The 14,838-nt window shown below is 70.8% G+C and carries 14 protein-coding genes; 3 read left to right on the plus strand and 11 right to left on the minus strand.

What is annotated here, in order from left to right; translation table 11 throughout:
- Positions 1 to 71 precede the first annotated feature (71 nt).
- Together IF655_RS13510 and IF655_RS13515 are read left to right on the plus strand one after the other, a co-directional pair.
- Positions 72 to 2,450: a ribonucleoside-diphosphate reductase subunit alpha gene (locus IF655_RS13510; protein WP_199584968.1), complete on the plus strand. Its 2,379-nt coding sequence runs from the start codon at positions 72 to 74 to the stop codon at positions 2,448 to 2,450.
- The gene (locus tag IF655_RS13515; RefSeq protein ID WP_199584969.1) at positions 2,450 to 3,457 is read left to right on the plus strand and encodes a ribonucleotide-diphosphate reductase subunit beta; all 1,008 of its coding nucleotides are present in this window, start codon (positions 2,450 to 2,452) and stop codon (positions 3,455 to 3,457) included. Before IF655_RS13510 ends, IF655_RS13515 begins: the two co-directional genes overlap by 1 nt.
- Here IF655_RS13515 and IF655_RS13520 read toward each other — a convergent pair.
- Positions 3,370 to 3,630: a hypothetical protein gene (locus IF655_RS13520; protein WP_199584970.1), complete on the minus strand. Its 261-nt coding sequence runs from the start codon at positions 3,628 to 3,630 to the stop codon at positions 3,370 to 3,372. The two genes, IF655_RS13515 and IF655_RS13520, sit on opposite strands and share 88 nt — an antisense overlap.
- Positions 3,631 to 3,723: 93 nt before the next feature.
- Between IF655_RS13520 and IF655_RS13525 the strand changes: the two genes are divergently transcribed.
- Positions 3,724 to 4,686 carry a GlxA family transcriptional regulator gene (locus tag IF655_RS13525; RefSeq protein WP_199584971.1) on the plus strand — a complete coding sequence of 321 codons (963 nt, stop codon included), beginning with the start codon at positions 3,724 to 3,726 and terminating at the stop codon, positions 4,684 to 4,686.
- Positions 4,687 to 4,721: 35 nt separating this feature from the next.
- Here the strand turns inward: IF655_RS13525 and IF655_RS13530 are convergent, their stop codons facing one another.
- From IF655_RS13530 to IF655_RS13575, 10 genes are all read right to left on the minus strand, one after another.
- Complete coding sequence (locus IF655_RS13530; protein ID WP_199584972.1) at positions 4,722 to 6,092, minus strand: cytochrome P450; 1,371 nt, start codon at positions 6,090 to 6,092, stop codon at positions 4,722 to 4,724.
- On the minus strand, positions 6,089 to 7,171 hold the full coding sequence (gene cyc1, locus IF655_RS13535; protein WP_199584973.1) for an epi-isozizaene synthase: 1,083 nt from the start codon (positions 7,169 to 7,171) through the stop codon (positions 6,089 to 6,091). Before cyc1 ends, IF655_RS13530 begins: the two co-directional genes overlap by 4 nt.
- A 246-nt stretch (positions 7,172 to 7,417) precedes the next feature.
- Positions 7,418 to 8,068 carry a peptide deformylase gene (gene def, locus IF655_RS13540; protein ID WP_199584974.1) on the minus strand — a complete coding sequence of 217 codons (651 nt, stop codon included), beginning with the start codon at positions 8,066 to 8,068 and terminating at the stop codon, positions 7,418 to 7,420.
- A gap of 152 nt (positions 8,069 to 8,220) precedes the next feature.
- Positions 8,221 to 9,201 (minus strand): hypothetical protein, encoded by a 981-nt coding sequence (locus IF655_RS13545; RefSeq protein WP_026248318.1) that lies wholly within the window; start codon positions 9,199 to 9,201, stop codon positions 8,221 to 8,223.
- Positions 9,202 to 9,312: 111 nt separating this feature from the next.
- A complete protein-coding gene (locus tag IF655_RS13550) occupies positions 9,313 to 10,560 on the minus strand; it encodes an HD-GYP domain-containing protein (protein ID WP_199584975.1) in 1,248 nt (415 codons plus the stop codon).
- 43 nt (positions 10,561 to 10,603) lie between these two features.
- Complete coding sequence (locus IF655_RS13555; protein ID WP_199584976.1) at positions 10,604 to 11,944, minus strand: HD-GYP domain-containing protein; 1,341 nt, start codon at positions 11,942 to 11,944, stop codon at positions 10,604 to 10,606.
- A gap of 159 nt (positions 11,945 to 12,103) precedes the next feature.
- On the minus strand, positions 12,104 to 12,406 hold the full coding sequence (gene rsrA, locus IF655_RS13560) for a mycothiol system anti-sigma-R factor (RefSeq protein WP_199584977.1): 303 nt from the start codon (positions 12,404 to 12,406) through the stop codon (positions 12,104 to 12,106).
- Positions 12,403 to 13,107: a sigma-70 family RNA polymerase sigma factor gene (locus tag IF655_RS13565; RefSeq protein ID WP_199584978.1), complete on the minus strand. Its 705-nt coding sequence runs from the start codon at positions 13,105 to 13,107 to the stop codon at positions 12,403 to 12,405. The genes rsrA and IF655_RS13565 overlap by 4 nt, the downstream gene beginning before the upstream one ends.
- 258 nt (positions 13,108 to 13,365) lie before the next feature.
- The gene (locus IF655_RS13570) at positions 13,366 to 13,992 is read right to left on the minus strand and encodes an alpha/beta family hydrolase (RefSeq protein WP_199584979.1); all 627 of its coding nucleotides are present in this window, start codon (positions 13,990 to 13,992) and stop codon (positions 13,366 to 13,368) included.
- A 1-nt stretch (position 13,993) separates the two neighbouring features.
- A complete protein-coding gene (locus tag IF655_RS13575) occupies positions 13,994 to 14,809 on the minus strand; it encodes an SOS response-associated peptidase (protein WP_199584980.1) in 816 nt (271 codons plus the stop codon).
- Between the last annotated feature and the right edge of the window lie 29 nt (positions 14,810 to 14,838).

The raw sequence follows: 14,838 nt of genomic DNA on the forward strand, positions 1-14,838 counted from the left end.
GCGACGCGTGCGCGCTCGTGCCCTCCCCTGCCCTCCGCCAGGCCCCCGTGCCCAGCGAGGGAGAGCCCCACGTGACCATCGCGCCGTCCGACCCGGCTTCAGCCACCCCGGCGAACCGGGTGGAGAACGACGGTCCCGGAGCCGCGCTGCTGCGGACCCTGACCGAGCTGACCGCCGACCTCCCCGACGCCGACCCCGGACGGGTCGCCGCCGCCGCGCTGCGCGGCCGGTCGGCGAGGGCGGACGAGGCCGAGCTGCGTGAGCTGGCGACCGAGGCCGCCGCCGGTCTGATCTCCGAGGACCCCGCCTACTCGCGGCTCGCCGCCCGGCTCCTCACCCTCTCCATCCGCGCCGAGGCCGCCTCGCAGGGCGTGACCCGCTTCACCGAGTCGGTGACCGTGGGCCACCGCGAGGGTCTGGTCGCCGACCGCACCGCCGACTTCGTCGCGCTGCACGCCGCCCGCCTCGACGCCCTGATCGACACCGGCGCCGACGACCGGTTCGGCTACTTCGGTCTGCGCACCCTGCACAGCCGCTATCTGCTGCGCCACCCGATCACCCGCAAGGTGATCGAGACCCCGCAGCACTTCATGCTGCGCGTGGCGAGCGGTCTGGCGGAGAACGACAGCGCCCCCGCCGTGGACGAAGTGGCCGCGCTCTACGGCCTGATGAGCCGCCTGGACTATCTGCCGTCCTCCCCCACCCTGTTCAACTCCGGCACGCGCCACCCCCAGATGTCGTCCTGCTACCTGCTGGACTCCCCGCTGGACGAGCTGGACTCGATCTACGACCGCTACCACCAGGTCGCCCGCCTCTCCAAGCACGCCGGTGGCATCGGTCTGTCGTACTCCCGCATCCGCAGCCGGGGTTCGCTGATCCGGGGCACCAACGGGCACTCCAACGGCATCGTGCCGTTCCTGAAGACGCTGGACGCCTCGGTGGCCGCGGTGAACCAGGGCGGGCGGCGCAAGGGCGCGGCGGCGGTGTACCTGGAGACCTGGCACTCCGACATCGAGGAGTTCCTGGAGCTGCGCGACAACACCGGTGAGGACGCGCGCCGTACGCACAATCTGAACCTCGCGCACTGGATCCCGGACGAGTTCATGCGCCGGGTCAACGCGGACGAGCAGTGGTCGCTGTTCTCCCCGGCGGACGTGCCCGAGCTGGTGGACCTGTGGGGCGAGGAGTTCGACGCCGCCTACCGCAAGGCGGAGGCGTCGGGTCTGGCGAAGAAGACCATGCCGGCCCGCGAGCTGTACGGTCGCATGATGCGCACCCTCGCGCAGACCGGCAACGGCTGGATGACCTTCAAGGACGCCGCCAACCGCACCGCCAACCAGACGGCGCTGCCGGGCAACGTGGTCCACTCCTCCAACCTCTGCACGGAGATCCTGGAGGTCACCGACGACGGCGAGACCGCGGTCTGCAACCTCGGCTCGGTGAACCTGGGCGCCTTCGTGCTCGACGGCGACATCGACTGGGCGCGCCTGGACGAGACCGTCCGCACGGCGGTGACCTTCCTCGACCGGGTCGTGGACATCAACTTCTACCCGACCGAGCAGGCGGGCCGCTCCAACGCCAAGTGGCGTCCGGTGGGTCTCGGCGCGATGGGTCTGCAGGACGTCTTCTTCAAGCTGCGCATCCCCTTCGACTCCCCCGAGGCGAAGGCGCTGTCCACGAAGATCGCCGAGCGCATCATGCTCGCCTCCTACGAGGCGTCCGCCGACCTCGCCGAGCGCAACGGTCCCCTCCCCGCCTGGGAGCAGACCCGTACCGCCCAGGGTGTGCTGCACCCCGACCACTACGGCGTGGAGCTGACCTGGCCGGAGCGCTGGGCCGCGCTGCGCGAGCGGATCGCCGAGACCGGCATGCGCAACTCGCTGCTGCTGGCCATCGCCCCGACCGCCACCATCGCCTCCATCGCGGGCGTCTACGAGTGCATCGAGCCGCAGGTGTCCAACCTGTTCAAGCGCGAGACGCTCTCGGGCGAGTTCCTCCAGGTCAACTCCTACCTGGTGCAGGAGCTGAAGGACCTCGGCGTGTGGGACGCCCGCACCCGCGAGGCGCTGCGCGAGGCGAACGGCTCGGTGCAGGACTTCGTCTGGATCCCCGAGGACGTGCGGGCGCTGTACCGCACCGCGTGGGAGATCCCGCAGCGCGGTCTGATCGACATGGCCGCCGCGCGAACCCCGTTCCTCGACCAGGCGCAGTCGCTGAACCTGTTCCTGGAGACGCCGACCATCGGCAAGCTCTCCTCGATGTACTCCTACGCGTGGAAGTCGGGTCTGAAGACCACGTACTACCTGCGCTCGCGCCCGGCGACCCGCATCGCCCGCGCCGCCCAGGGCCAGGCGCAGCCCGCCAAGACCATCCCCGTCCAGCAGGCGACCGACCCCGACGCTGTCGCCTGCTCCCTTGAGAACCCCGAGTCCTGCGAGGCCTGCCAGTGATGTCCGACAAGAACCTGCTCGACCCCGGCTTCGAGCTGACTCTCCGCCCCATGCGCTACCCGGACTTCTACGAGCGCTACCGGGACGCGATCAAGAACACCTGGACCGTCGAGGAGGTCGACCTCCACTCGGACGTCGCCGACCTCGCCAAGCTCTCCCCCGAGGAGCAGCACCTGATCGGCCGCCTGGTGGCGTTCTTCGCCACGGGTGACTCGATCGTGGCGAACAACCTGGTGCTGACGCTGTACAAGCACATCAACTCCCCCGAGGCGCGGCTCTATCTGAGCCGTCAGCTCTTCGAGGAGGCCGTGCACGTCCAGTTCTATCTGACGCTGCTCGACACCTATCTGCCCGACCCGCAGGACCGCGCGGACGCGTTCGCGGCGGTGGAGAACATCCCCTCCATCCGCGAGAAGGCGGAGTTCTGCTTCAAGTGGATCGACTCGGTCGACAAGCTGGACCGCCTGGAGTCCAAGGCGGACCGCCGCAAGTTCCTGCTGAACCTGATCTGCTTCGCGGCGTGCATCGAGGGTCTGTTCTTCTACGGCGCCTTCGCCTACGTCTACTGGTTCCGCAGCCGGGGTCTGCTGCACGGTCTCGCCACCGGCACCAACTGGGTGTTCCGCGACGAGACGATGCACATGTCCTTCGCCTTCGACGTGGTCGACACCGTCCGCAAGGAGGAGCCGGAGCTGTTCGACGAGCAGTTGGAGCAGCAGGTCACGGACATGATCCGGGAGGCTGTCGCGGCCGAGCTGCAGTTCGGCCGCGACCTGTGCGGTGAGGGCCTGCCCGGCATGAACACCGAGTCGATGCGCCAGTACCTGGAGTGCGTCGCCGACCAGCGCCTCACGCGCCTCGGCTTCGCCCCGGTGTACGGCTCGGAGAACCCGTTCTCCTTCATGGAGCTGCAGGGCGTTCAGGAGCTGACGAACTTCTTCGAGCGCCGTCCGTCGGCGTACCAGGTCGCGGTGGAGGGCACCGTGGACCTGGACGAGGACTTCTGAGGCTCCCCGTTCCGGAGTGAACCCCGATGTCCGTGGTCCTTCTGGGCCTGCCTGAGCTGCCGGTCGACGCGCCTGTCGCGCACGATGCCGAGCACCGAGGGCAGGGCCAGGAGGACCAGGATGCCGAGGGTGGCGACCATTCCGATGAGACCTTCGATCTGGTTTCCGTTCATGGACACCACTGTCCTGCGGTTCACTCCTGACCGGCACTGGCAGGACTGCCGCGCACCCTCGATTTCCTGCCACTGGCGCGGCACACTGGCAGCATGCTGAAGAACGTGGCGGCGGTACTGCTCGACGGGGTCCATCCCTTCGAGCTGGGCGTGGTGTGCGAGGTGTTCGGCATCGACCGCAGCGAGGAGGGTCTGCCGGTCTACGACTTCGCCGTGGTCTCGGCGGAGGGACCGACCCTCTCCACCCCCTGCGGCTTCACCGTCTCCACCCCGCACGGTCTGGAGCGGCTGGAGGAGGCGGATCTGATCGCCGTCCCGGCGGGCGAGACCTACGCCGAGCGCGACTACCCGCCCGAGCTGCTCGACGCCCTGCGCCGCGCCGTCGCGCGCGGCACCCGGGTGCTCAGCGTCTGCTCGGGCGTCTTCGTGCTCGCCGCCGCCGGTCTCCTGGACGGTCGGCGCTGCGCGGTGCACTGGCACCACGCCGACCAGCTCACCCGGCGCCACCCCCGGGTCACCGTCGAGCCCGACGTGCTCTACGTGGACGAGGACCCGGTGATCACCTCGGCGGGCACGGCGTCGGGGATCGACGCCTGCCTCCACATCGTCCGCAAGGAACAGGGACCGGAGGTCGCCAACAAAATCGCCCGCCGGATGGTGGTCCCCCCGCACCGCGACGGCGGTCAGGCGCAGTACATCGAGCGTCCGCTGCCCAAGGGACCCTGCGACACCATGGGCGACGTGCTGGTGTGGATGGAGGAGCACCTCGACGAGGAGGTCACCGTCGAACAGCTCGCCGCACGCGCCCACATGGCGCCGCGCACCTTCGCCCGCCGCTTCCAGCAGGAGACCGGTACGACGCCGTACCGCTGGATCCTGCGCCAACGGGTGCTGCTGGCGCAGCGGTTGCTGGAGGGCACCGACGAGACCATGGACTCGATCGCCTGGCGCACCGGGTTCGGCACCGCGGCCGCGCTGCGCCACCAGTTCGTCAGGGCGCTGGGCACGACCCCGGCGGCGTACCGGCGCACGTTCCGGGGCCCGCAGGCCGCCTGACCGTACGCCGGTACAGCTCCGTCACCACGTGTCGCTCACCACTCGACGGGCTCGACCAGCAGTTGGTTGGGCCGCAGGGTGATGCCCACGCGGGTGGCGTCGTCGGACCCGCTCACCTGCCGGAAGCGGTACTTCGCCGAGACGGCCGCCACGATCAGGCTCAACTGCGCCATGGAGAAGTGGTCGCTCGGGCACTTGCGGTTGCCGACGCTGAACGGGCTCATCGCGTACTTGGGCACCTCGGTGGCCCGCTCGGGCAGCCACCGGTCGGGGTCGAAGTCGAGATGGCGCACGTAGGAGCGGTGGTCGCGCTGAATGGCGTAGGGGCTGTAGATGATGTCCGCCCCCGCCGGAATGCGATAGTCGCCGAGCGTGGTGTCGGTCAGCGCACGCCGGGTCAATATCCATACGGCGGGGCGCAGTCGGAGCGCCTCGACGACGACATTGTTGGTGTGCGTGAGCCGGCGTACGTGCTCGAATCCGACCGGCGCACCTCCGGTTACGGATTCAACTTCCGCGCGTACCTTCTCGGCGTGTTCCGGATGGTCCGCGAGGATCTGGAGCAGCCACATGATCGTGGAGGCCACGGTTTCGCTTCCCGGCGTCAGTATCGCGACGACCTGGTCGTGGATCTCCTGCTCGCTGATGGGGTCGCCATTGTCGTCCTTGGCGTCGAGCAAAGCCGTCAGCAAATCGTCCGGCTTTTGACCGGAGGCGCGCCGCTCCGTGACGATCTCGTCCACCAGGAGATGCAGATCGGCCAGGGCGCGGTTGAATTCCCGGTTGGCCGGGAACGGCAGCCGGTGGAGCGGTCCGAGGGGCAGCACCATACGGCGGTACATGCCCCGGAAGACGGTGGCGAGGTCGGTGCTGAGCCGTTCCGCGCGCTCGTCCATGTACTGCCCGCGCAGCAGGCAGCGGGCGGCGATGCGCACGGCGACGCGGAAGGACTCGGAGGTGGCGTCGACGGGCTCGCCGGGTCGCCAGCGCTCGGTGAGCGCGTGCGCCTCCTCCTCCATGATCGGTCCGTAGGCGGGTATCGCCGCCATGCGGAACGCGGGCTGGATGGTGCGCCGCTGGCGGCGGTGCACGGGACCGTTGGCGGTGGCCACGCCCTGTTTGCCGAGCAGTCCCTCCAGGGACTCCCAGACCGGTCCGTCGATCTTGTAGTCGGGGCTGAGCGCGAGTGCGCCGGTGAGCGCCGGAGCGGTGACGGCGTACACCGTCTTGGGTCCGAGCTTGAGGCGCACGACCTCGCCGTGGTCGCGCAACTGCGCCATGAACGCGAGCGGGTCACGGGCCAGTTTCAGCCCGTGCCCGAGCACCGGGACGGCGCCTCCGGCGAGGGGCGGCTCGCGCAGTTCCACGGCCTCGCGGGTCTCGGGGTTGACGGACTCGACGGTCATTTCTCACCTGCCGCTTCGTTGTTGACGTAAGGGGGCGTGGACCGGTCGTCCCAACTGTCGACCATGTAGCGGCCGGACTCGTGGTGGAACCAGTAGACGGTGCTGAACCAGTTGCGCATATTGCCGACGCACATGCGCACGGCGTCGCTCCATTCCTTGCCGTGCACGGTTCCGTCGTCGAGCGTGTCGGCGAACCGCAGGGCGTCGCGCTCGGCTTTGAGGAATTCCCGGACGCATTCCTCGACGCGCCGCCGGAGTTCGTCGACGGCTTCTTCGAGTTTCAGTCCCTCGTGCGTGACGAGACTGATGCCGAGATTGTGGACCTCGTCCCCCGCTATTTCCTTCGGCAGTGAGCAGAGGTCGTTGTACCAGGCGGCGAATTCCTGGCTCAGCAGCGCCGCCCGGCGGTAGTCGGGGTTCTTCCGCACGAAATCCGGGAGTTCGCATCCGGCGCTCGGCTCCAGCAGATCCGTCCATATCCAGTGGGCGAACGTGAGCCGCCGCAGCGCGAGATATTCCTCGACCCCCGGCACCCTGCCCTCGGTCCGGTTGCGGAACTCCCGGTCGTACGCCTCGATCACCTCGTGGAAGTGCCGGGCGAACCGCTGGTTCCAGGTGGACGGCAGGAACGAGTAGAGCCGCAGCACGCTGTCCGCGAACCCGGCGACCAGACAGTCGCCGTGGTGCAGATGGGACGCGGGGGCGTCGAGCGCGGCGTGCAGTCGGTGGCGCAGCCGACGCCAGTCGCCGGAGCGCCCGTGCACGATGTCGCGGTCGTGCCGGTCGTCCCAGACGAAGAACCAGGCGCTGTAGTCCGCGATCGCCTGGAGCACCTCGTCGGGGGCGCCGAGGTAGTAGCCCGCCATGAGGTCCGTGTAGCACAGACCGTCGGCGTACTCGCGCACCTTGTCGGCGGGCATGAGCCGTTTTTCCAGCAGCCAGCGCCGGGTGTTCTCCTGAAGCTTTGGCCAATACGGATGGAGCTGCCGGGGAAAGGCGTCCTCGACCAACGGAAGGGCGAGAGACGGTGGTACGGCGATCGTGGTCGGTGATGTGGTGTCGCGTGAGAAAGCGTGCACGAGCAGTCCCCTCTCAGCCGCCAGGGCGCATACCCCTCCCTGCTGTGCCGGGCGTGCGCCGTTGCGTATCCCCACACTCCCCATTCAGCACCACAACTGACCGTCTGGGGAACGGATTTGCTTCATTCACCACCCCAAGTCGCCGGGATTCTTACGGCGAACAAATGAACGACGCCCGGTCGGGATCACTCCCGACCGGGCGTCGTGGCTGGTCTCGTACGGTCGCCGGGTGCTCCGGCGCCCTGATCAGTCGTTGGCGACCACGGGGTAGCGTGGCTCGTTCTCGGCCATCTGCCGCAGCGCGTCCTTGCGGTCACGCTTGGACAGGCGGTCGATGTACAGGTAGCCGTACAGGTGGTCGGTCTCGTGCTGGAGGCAGCGGGCGAAGTAGCCGGTGCCGCGCACCTTGACCGGGTTGCCCTTCTCGTCCTGACCGGTGACCTCGGCGTAGTCCGGGCGCGCGAGCGGCGCGTACGCCGTCGGCACCGAGAGGCAGCCTTCGTTGCTGTCGTCGAGGCGGCGCGCGGCGGCGGGCAGCTCGACCAGCTTGGGGTTGCAGATCACGCCGGTGTGGCGCACGCCCTCGTCGTCCGGGCAGTCGTAGACGAAGACCTTCAGGTCCACGCCGATCTGGTTGGCGGCCAGACCCACGCCCTCGGCGGTGTGCTGGCTGGCGAACATGTCCGCGACGAGCTGCTCCAGCTCGGGTCCGAACTCGGTGACGTCGGCGCACTCCTTGTGCAGCACCGGGTTGCCGACGACCGTGATCGGCCGCGAGGTCCCGCGCTCGCGCCAGGCCAGCTCGCGCTCCTCGCAGTCCTCCGTGTCGACGACATAGCCCTCGTCATCGACGGGGAGCACGCCCGCGTGCTGCTGATCGGTGTCCTGCTGAGCCATGACCGACGTACGCCTTCCTGAAAAACCACGGGAGAGATTGCTGATACAGCCTACGTGGATCGCACTCCCCAGGGGCGCGGGACTGTGTCCGATATGCGGCTCCGCCGCGTGGGCGCGATCAGCCACAACGGACCCGCACCCGGCAGCGGCGATCAACACACCTCTTCGAGATCCCGCCAGTCCCGCGAATCCGGACTGTCGGCAACCCACCCGTCGAGCAACCCCCGCACGAGCGAAGCCGGCGCAGCCACCCCGCACTCCCTCTCCGGCACCCACAGCCGCCCGTCCGTCCGATGCCCCAACGGACCCGGATGCCCCGGCTCACTGTGATCGTGCGGATCGAGATGTATCCCCTCGCCCTCGTCGGACGGCATCCGCGACTCCGAACACATCCGGCACAGCAGCCGCACGGAGGACGACCAGTCCTCCGCCGCGAACCCCGCGTCCGCCGCCAACTGCTCCAGCGCGTCCCGGTCCGCCTCGGTCGCCGCCTCCAGGAGGACCACCCAGGTCGGCACGGGCGAGGGCGCCCACAGCTCGATCTCGTCGAAGACCGGGTAGGAGTGCCCGGCGGACGTGGTGCGCTCGCCGTGCGGGACGCCGTCGTGCAGGACGACCTCGCCCCAGCGGCGCCCCGAGGACGGCAGCGGGATGGACAGCACCTCGATCCGCGCGGGGTCCAGCCTGCGCCCCCACACCACCTCGGCCTCGCCCTCGGGAGAGAGCCGTACGGCAGCGCTGCCCAGCTCCATGCCGAGCGGCTCGCCGGGCACGGCGGAACCGCCGGGGACCTTGAGCCCGTACGCCTGCCAGGCGCGGCGGGCCAGCGGCCAGTCCTGCAGGGCGGTGGCGGCGATGCCGACGTTCCACCAGTCGGGGGCGCCGGTCTCGCGGTCGAGGAGGGCCACGGCGCGCAGTCCGGCGGCGCGCGCCTGCTCCCAGTCGTGCCGGAACTTGTGCAGCAGGGCGAGGTTGAACCAGGACTCGGCGAGCCAGGGTTCGAGATCGGCGGCGCGGGTCAAAAGTTCGCCCGCGTCCTCGTACCGTCCGTCACCGATCAGGGTGAACGCCCGGTCGGTGGCCTGCCGCCAGGAGGCGGAGGGCCGGTTCCTTCCCTTGCCGAAGATCCTCACGATTCCCGCCTGCCAGTTCCAGTTCCGCACAGTGGGCTGGCTTGTGCCCCCGGACACCCTCTCCCTCGCATCCAACCACGTGCGAAGGGACGGCCGCTCATTACCCATCGGTTACCCGGCGACCGGCAGAAGCAGACAGTCGCGGGACAGGACGCGCGCGAGCGCCTCCACCACCTCCGGAGCGTAGTCCCCGCCGGTGGCGAGGCGAAGTTCCTCCAGCGCGCGCAGCGGACCCTCGGGTCCGGCTTCCCGCGCCTTCTCCTCGTAGGCGTTCACCGCGCGCACGATCCGGGCGGCGAGCGGCTGCTCCCGGTAGGGGTCCGCCTGCCGCTCGACCACCACGGCGACCGCCGGGGACACCCCGGTCTGCCGTACGACGGCGCCGCCGAGCAGGGCGATGCGCCGCTGCTCCCGGCGCGGCAGCACCGCCGTCGCCCCGGCGCGCACCGGGTCGACGAGGCTGAGCTGGCCGATGTCGTGCATCAGCGCCGCGTACTCCAGGACGGTCAGCTCGGCTCCGGTGAGTCCCAGGTCACGGCCGACGGCGAGGCTGAGCGTGGCGACGCGGCGGGCGTGTCCGGCGGGGGTGTACCCGGCGATCTCGGTGGCGCGGGCGAGGGAGGCGATGGTCTGCCGGTAGGTGGCGCGCACGGCCGCGTACCGGCGCACGGAGAGCTGGGTCAGCAGCAGCGGCAGACAGAACACCGGCAGCGCCCACAGTCCGACCACGGCCACGGCGAGCGCCATCACCGCGCCGGTGGCGCAGATGGCCGAGCCGATGCCGAGCAGCCCGCGCAACTCCTCGCGCAGCAGCGGACCGAAGGGCCAGCGGGCGCGCGCGTGGGCGAGGGCTGCGGCCAGCACGGCGTCGCACAGCGCGGTCAGCGCGACCAGGGCGACGAGCAGCAGGGCGTAGGCGGGACCGTCCCAGTGGGCGAACGTGCCCCGGGCGTACAGGGGCTGGAAGCAGACGGCGGCGAAGCCGACGGTCAGGACCCGGCGGGCGAGGTGGTCCAGGGTGGGGGTGCGCCCGCGCCAGATGTGCGGGACGCCGCCGAGCAGCGAGGCGGCGAGGACGACGGTGACGATCTGGGCGGCGCCGTGCCGCGCGGGGTGCCCGGCGTCGGCGCCGAGGAGGGCGTAGGCCAGCGATCCGGCGGTGCCGAGGGGCGCGGTCTGCCGGGCTTCGGGGCCGTTCCAGCGGGTCAGTTCGCCGACGGCTATGAGCACGCCGAAGGCGAGCGCGGTGCCCCGCCCCTCGACGCCGGTCCACAGGGTGGTGGCGAGCGCGGCGGCGGCGGTGAGCGCGGCGGCGGCGGTGAGCGCGGCGGCGCCGTGGATGAGCCGCAGGGCGGTCATCGGCGTCCCCGGCGGGCGCGTGGCGTCTTGGTGGCGTCCGGCGTCATCGGTGCGCCCCCGTGCGGTAGTGCGTGCGCTGCCTGGGCGGCTGCGGGCGGGCGGGCTCGTCGGCGGTGACGGCGGGGCGCCAGCCGTGGCGGCCGAGGGCGGCGGCGAGGGCGGTCACCATGCGGGGGTCGAACTGCGCGCCCGCGCACCGCTTCAGCTCCGCCACGGCGACGTCGACGGGGCGCGCCCTGCGGTAGGAGCGGGTGGAGGTCATCGCGTCGAAGGCGTCGGCGACGGCGACGACCCGGGCGCACTCGGGGATCTGGGCGCCCGCGAGTCCGTAGGGGTAGCCGGTGCCGTCGAGGCGTTCGTGGTGGTGCAGGATCGCGGCGCGGGCCTCGCCGAGGAAGGAGATGCCGCGCACCATCTCGTGGCCGTACTCCGGGTGCAGCTCGATGATCCGGCGCTCCTCGGGGGTGAGCGGACCGTCCTTGCGCAGCAGCCGGGTGGGGACGCCGAGCTTGCCGACGTCGTGCAGGATGCCGGCGAAGCGCAGGACCTCCACGCGGTCGTCGTCCATGCCGAGTTCGCGGGCGATCATCACGGACGCCTGACCGACGCGCTCGCTGTGACCGCGGGTGTAGCCGTCCTTGATGTCGACGGCCTGCACCAGGGCGCGGATGGTGGCCTGGTGGGCGGTGCGCTCGCGGTGGTACTGGGCGAACACCCAGCAGGAGACGCCCATCGGCAGCAGGACGAGGAGGGCGGCGACGGGACCGTAGGGGCTCTTCCACAGGACGGCCGTCATCAGTCCGGCAAGACCGTGCACGGCGACCGGGGCGAGGGAGTGCGTGAACGGTCCCCGCCAGATGCGGCGCAGGGCGCCCCGGCCCCAGGCGGGCGCCGCCGTGACCGCGGCGAGCATCGCGCCGTCGAGGACGGTGAGCACCAGGCAGAAGGCGAGGACGGCGCCCCCGGCGGGCAGCAGGACCTGCGGGAAGGCGGGGTGGGTGACGGCGTCGGCGCCGCCGAGCGCGCGGTGCGTGGACGCGGCGGCCCACACGGCGAGCGAGGCACGCGCGGCACGCCACACGCGCCGGGCCGGGGCGGCGGGGTGCTCGGCCGGGGAGAGCAGGGCGGCGGGCAGCGGGACCAGCGCCGCGGCGGCCGGGGTGAGCAGGAAGGCGGCGGCGAGCAGGACGGGGTAGAAGGTGCCGCCGAAGCGACGGCGGACGACCTGGTCGCAGAGCGCGTAGAGCGCCGCGAGCAGCAGAGGTGCCCGCCAGGAGGCGACCGTCCAGGCGACCGGGGTGTCGGTCAGCGGCAGGACGCAGAGCAGGGCGAGAAGCACGGCGCAGGTCACGCACGCCCGCGCTCTCGCCGGAACCGCCTCCATGCGCCCTCCCCGACCATGCCTGTCCTGGCTGGGGAGCCTAGGGCGGCGGCCGGGGACCGGGGGCTTACGCGGCGGGGATTAGCACGTTCGGGTGAAAGCGGGGTGAAATCCGGCGAGGCTCACGCCCTCGTCGCGATACTCACGCCCTCGTCGCGAGGCTCAGCTCTCGCGTGCCACCGCGGTCACGTCGTGCTCGGGGACGGCCTGGCCGGAGCGGATCAGCTCGATCCGCCCCATGACCTTGGCGCGCAGGTCGGCGGGGACGTCGTCGTGTCCGCAGCACCGCTTGACCAGCTTCTTCACGGCCTGCTCCAGGCCGTACTTCTCCAGGCAGGGCGAGCATTCCTCGAAGTGGTGCTGGAACTTGTCGCGATCGACGTCCGGCATCTCACTGTCGAGGAACTCGTACAGATGGTCGAGGACCTCACCGCAGTCCGTCTCGTGCGGCTCTCCGCAGCTCATGAGCCCGAGCCTTTCGCTTCGTTCGACTCTCCGGCACCGGCCGGGACCAGCCCACGGTCGCGGGCGTAATCCTCCAGCATGCCGCGCAGTTGACGGCGGCCCCGGTGCAGCCGGGACATCACCGTACCGATGGGTGTCCCCATGATGTCCGCGATCTCCTTGTACGCAAAGCCCTCGACGTCCGCGAGATAGACGGCGATGCGGAACTCCTCGGGGATCGCCTGAAGCGCCGCCTTCACGTCGGAGTCCGGCAGATGGTCGAGCGCCTGCGACTCGGCCGAGCGCAGCCCGGTCGACATGTGCGACTCGGCGCGCGCGAGCTGCCAGTCCTCGATCTCCTCGGCCGCGCTGCGCTGGGGTTCGCGCTGCTTCTTGCGGTACGAGTTGATGAAGGTGTTGGTGAGAATCCGGTAGAGCCACGCCTTGAGGTTCGTGCCCTCGCGGAACTGGTGGAAGGACGCGTACGCCTTCGCGTACGTCTCCTGCACCAGGTCCTCGGCGTCGGCCGGGTTGCGCGTCATGCGCAGCGCGGCCGAATACATCTGGTCGAGGTATTCGAGCGCGTCCCGCTCGAAGCGCGCGTTGCGCTCCGTGCCGGTCTCGGAGCGCGCCTCGGCCGCCCCCGCGCTCACGCCCTGGCCCTCGGGCAGCTCCGCCTGGCCGTTGTCGGCACCCGCGTCGGTCCCAGTGACCGGACCCACCTCCTCAAGTTCCCGGGCAGGACCGAAGCCGGTCCCACTCGATTCGGAGGATAGAACACGACCCGTGCCCGCCGCCGCTCGAACGGGAGCGGCCTTGGCCGCGTGCAGCACCGTCCAGTCCAGGTCAGCACGGTTGCTGCTACGGCTGGGACATGCGGTCGAACCCATGCGGTTTCCTCTCCTGCGACGGTCTCGGTCCCGGCGCTCCAGCGCTTCTGTCCGCCACAACAGCAGTGCGCCGCCGGGCATTCCCGGGCGTCACCCGAGTGACGCGACCCACCGCACGACACCGTCGGTGACGGTCTTCAGCGCCTCCTCCTGGGTGAGCGGGGAGCGCTTGGGCACCGCGAGCCCGTGGTCGGCACCGGGCACCTCGACCAGCTCGAACCCGCCCTCGGGAAACTCCCCGGGCCGCCCGAAGGGATCATTCCCGCCCTGTACGACGAGGGTGGGCACCCCGGCGCCCAGCAGCTCGTCCGCGCGGGACTTCTCGGGCTTGCCGGGGGGATGGAGCGGGAAGCTCAGGGCAAGGACGGCGCGGGCGCCCAGCTCGGTGGCGGTACGGCAGGCGACCCGCGCCCCGGCACTCCGCCCGCCCGCGATCACCGGCAACCCCATCCCGGCCACTGCGGGCCAGACCCCGCGCCACCCCGCGTCCAGGGTCTTCGGCGCCGGAGCGACCTTCTTCCCGGCGACCCGCCACGGCTGCTCGACCAGCACCACGCTCACCCCGTGCCCCGGCAGCACCCCCGCCAGCGCCCGAAGATCCCGCGCCTCAACACCCCCACCCGCCCCATGACTCACAGCCATCACCCACCGCGCGTCCTGCGCACGGTGCCAGGTGAGCCGGGCGGTCCCGATGTCGGTCTCGACGATCTCGATCACATCAGAAAAGTGTGCCCTCTTCCGGTCCCTCCAGCTCCTTCAGGAGTTCCGGGCCGTTGTTGCGGACGTTGCTGACGGTGGTGGGGACCGGGTAGGCGCGCATCAGGCCCTCGGGGGGCGGGGCGAGGAGGGTGCGCAGGTCGTCGGGGTCGGTGTGGGTGGGGTCGAGCCAGGCGTCCCAGCGGTCGGGGGTGAGCATGAGGGGCATGCGGGGGTGGATGTCGGCGAGGGCGTGGGGTCCCTCGGCGGGGGCGACGGCCAGGGGGGACCGCTCCGCCTCGGTGGTGATGACCGAGCAGGTCGCCCACCAGGCGTGGGGGTCGTCGGCGGGCAGGGTGGCGTCGCGCCAGAACTCGTAGAGCCCGGCCATGGCGAAGACCGAGCCGTCGGCGGGGAGCACGAAGTACGGCTGCTTGCGGGGGCGCTTCTTCTTGCCCTCGACCTCCAGCTCGCGTTCCTTGTCGCCGGTGACCCACTCGAAGTAGCCGTCGGCGGGCAGGATGCAGCGGCGGGCGGCGAAGGCGCGGCGGTAGGCGGGCTTCTCGTGGACGGTCTCGGCGCGGGCGTTGATCATCCGGGCGGCGCCCTCGGGGGTCTTCGCCCAGGACGGCACCAGTCCCCACTTGAGCCTGCGCAACTGGCGAACCGGACGGCGGTCGTCCGCGTCTTTGAGGGGGCGGTCCAGGACGGCGTAGACCTCCTTGGTCGGGGCCACGTTGTAGTCCGGTTCGAGGGTTTCCTCGGCATCCCACTTGTCGATCTCAAAGATTCCCGCGAGATCCTCGGGCCTACGACTCGACGCATACCGTCCGCACATACGTGCCACAGTGCCAGATCCGGCCCGGG

The organism is Streptomyces sp. DSM 110735 (assembly GCF_016482685.1).
Taxonomy (GTDB): domain Bacteria; phylum Actinomycetota; class Actinomycetes; order Streptomycetales; family Streptomycetaceae; genus Streptomyces.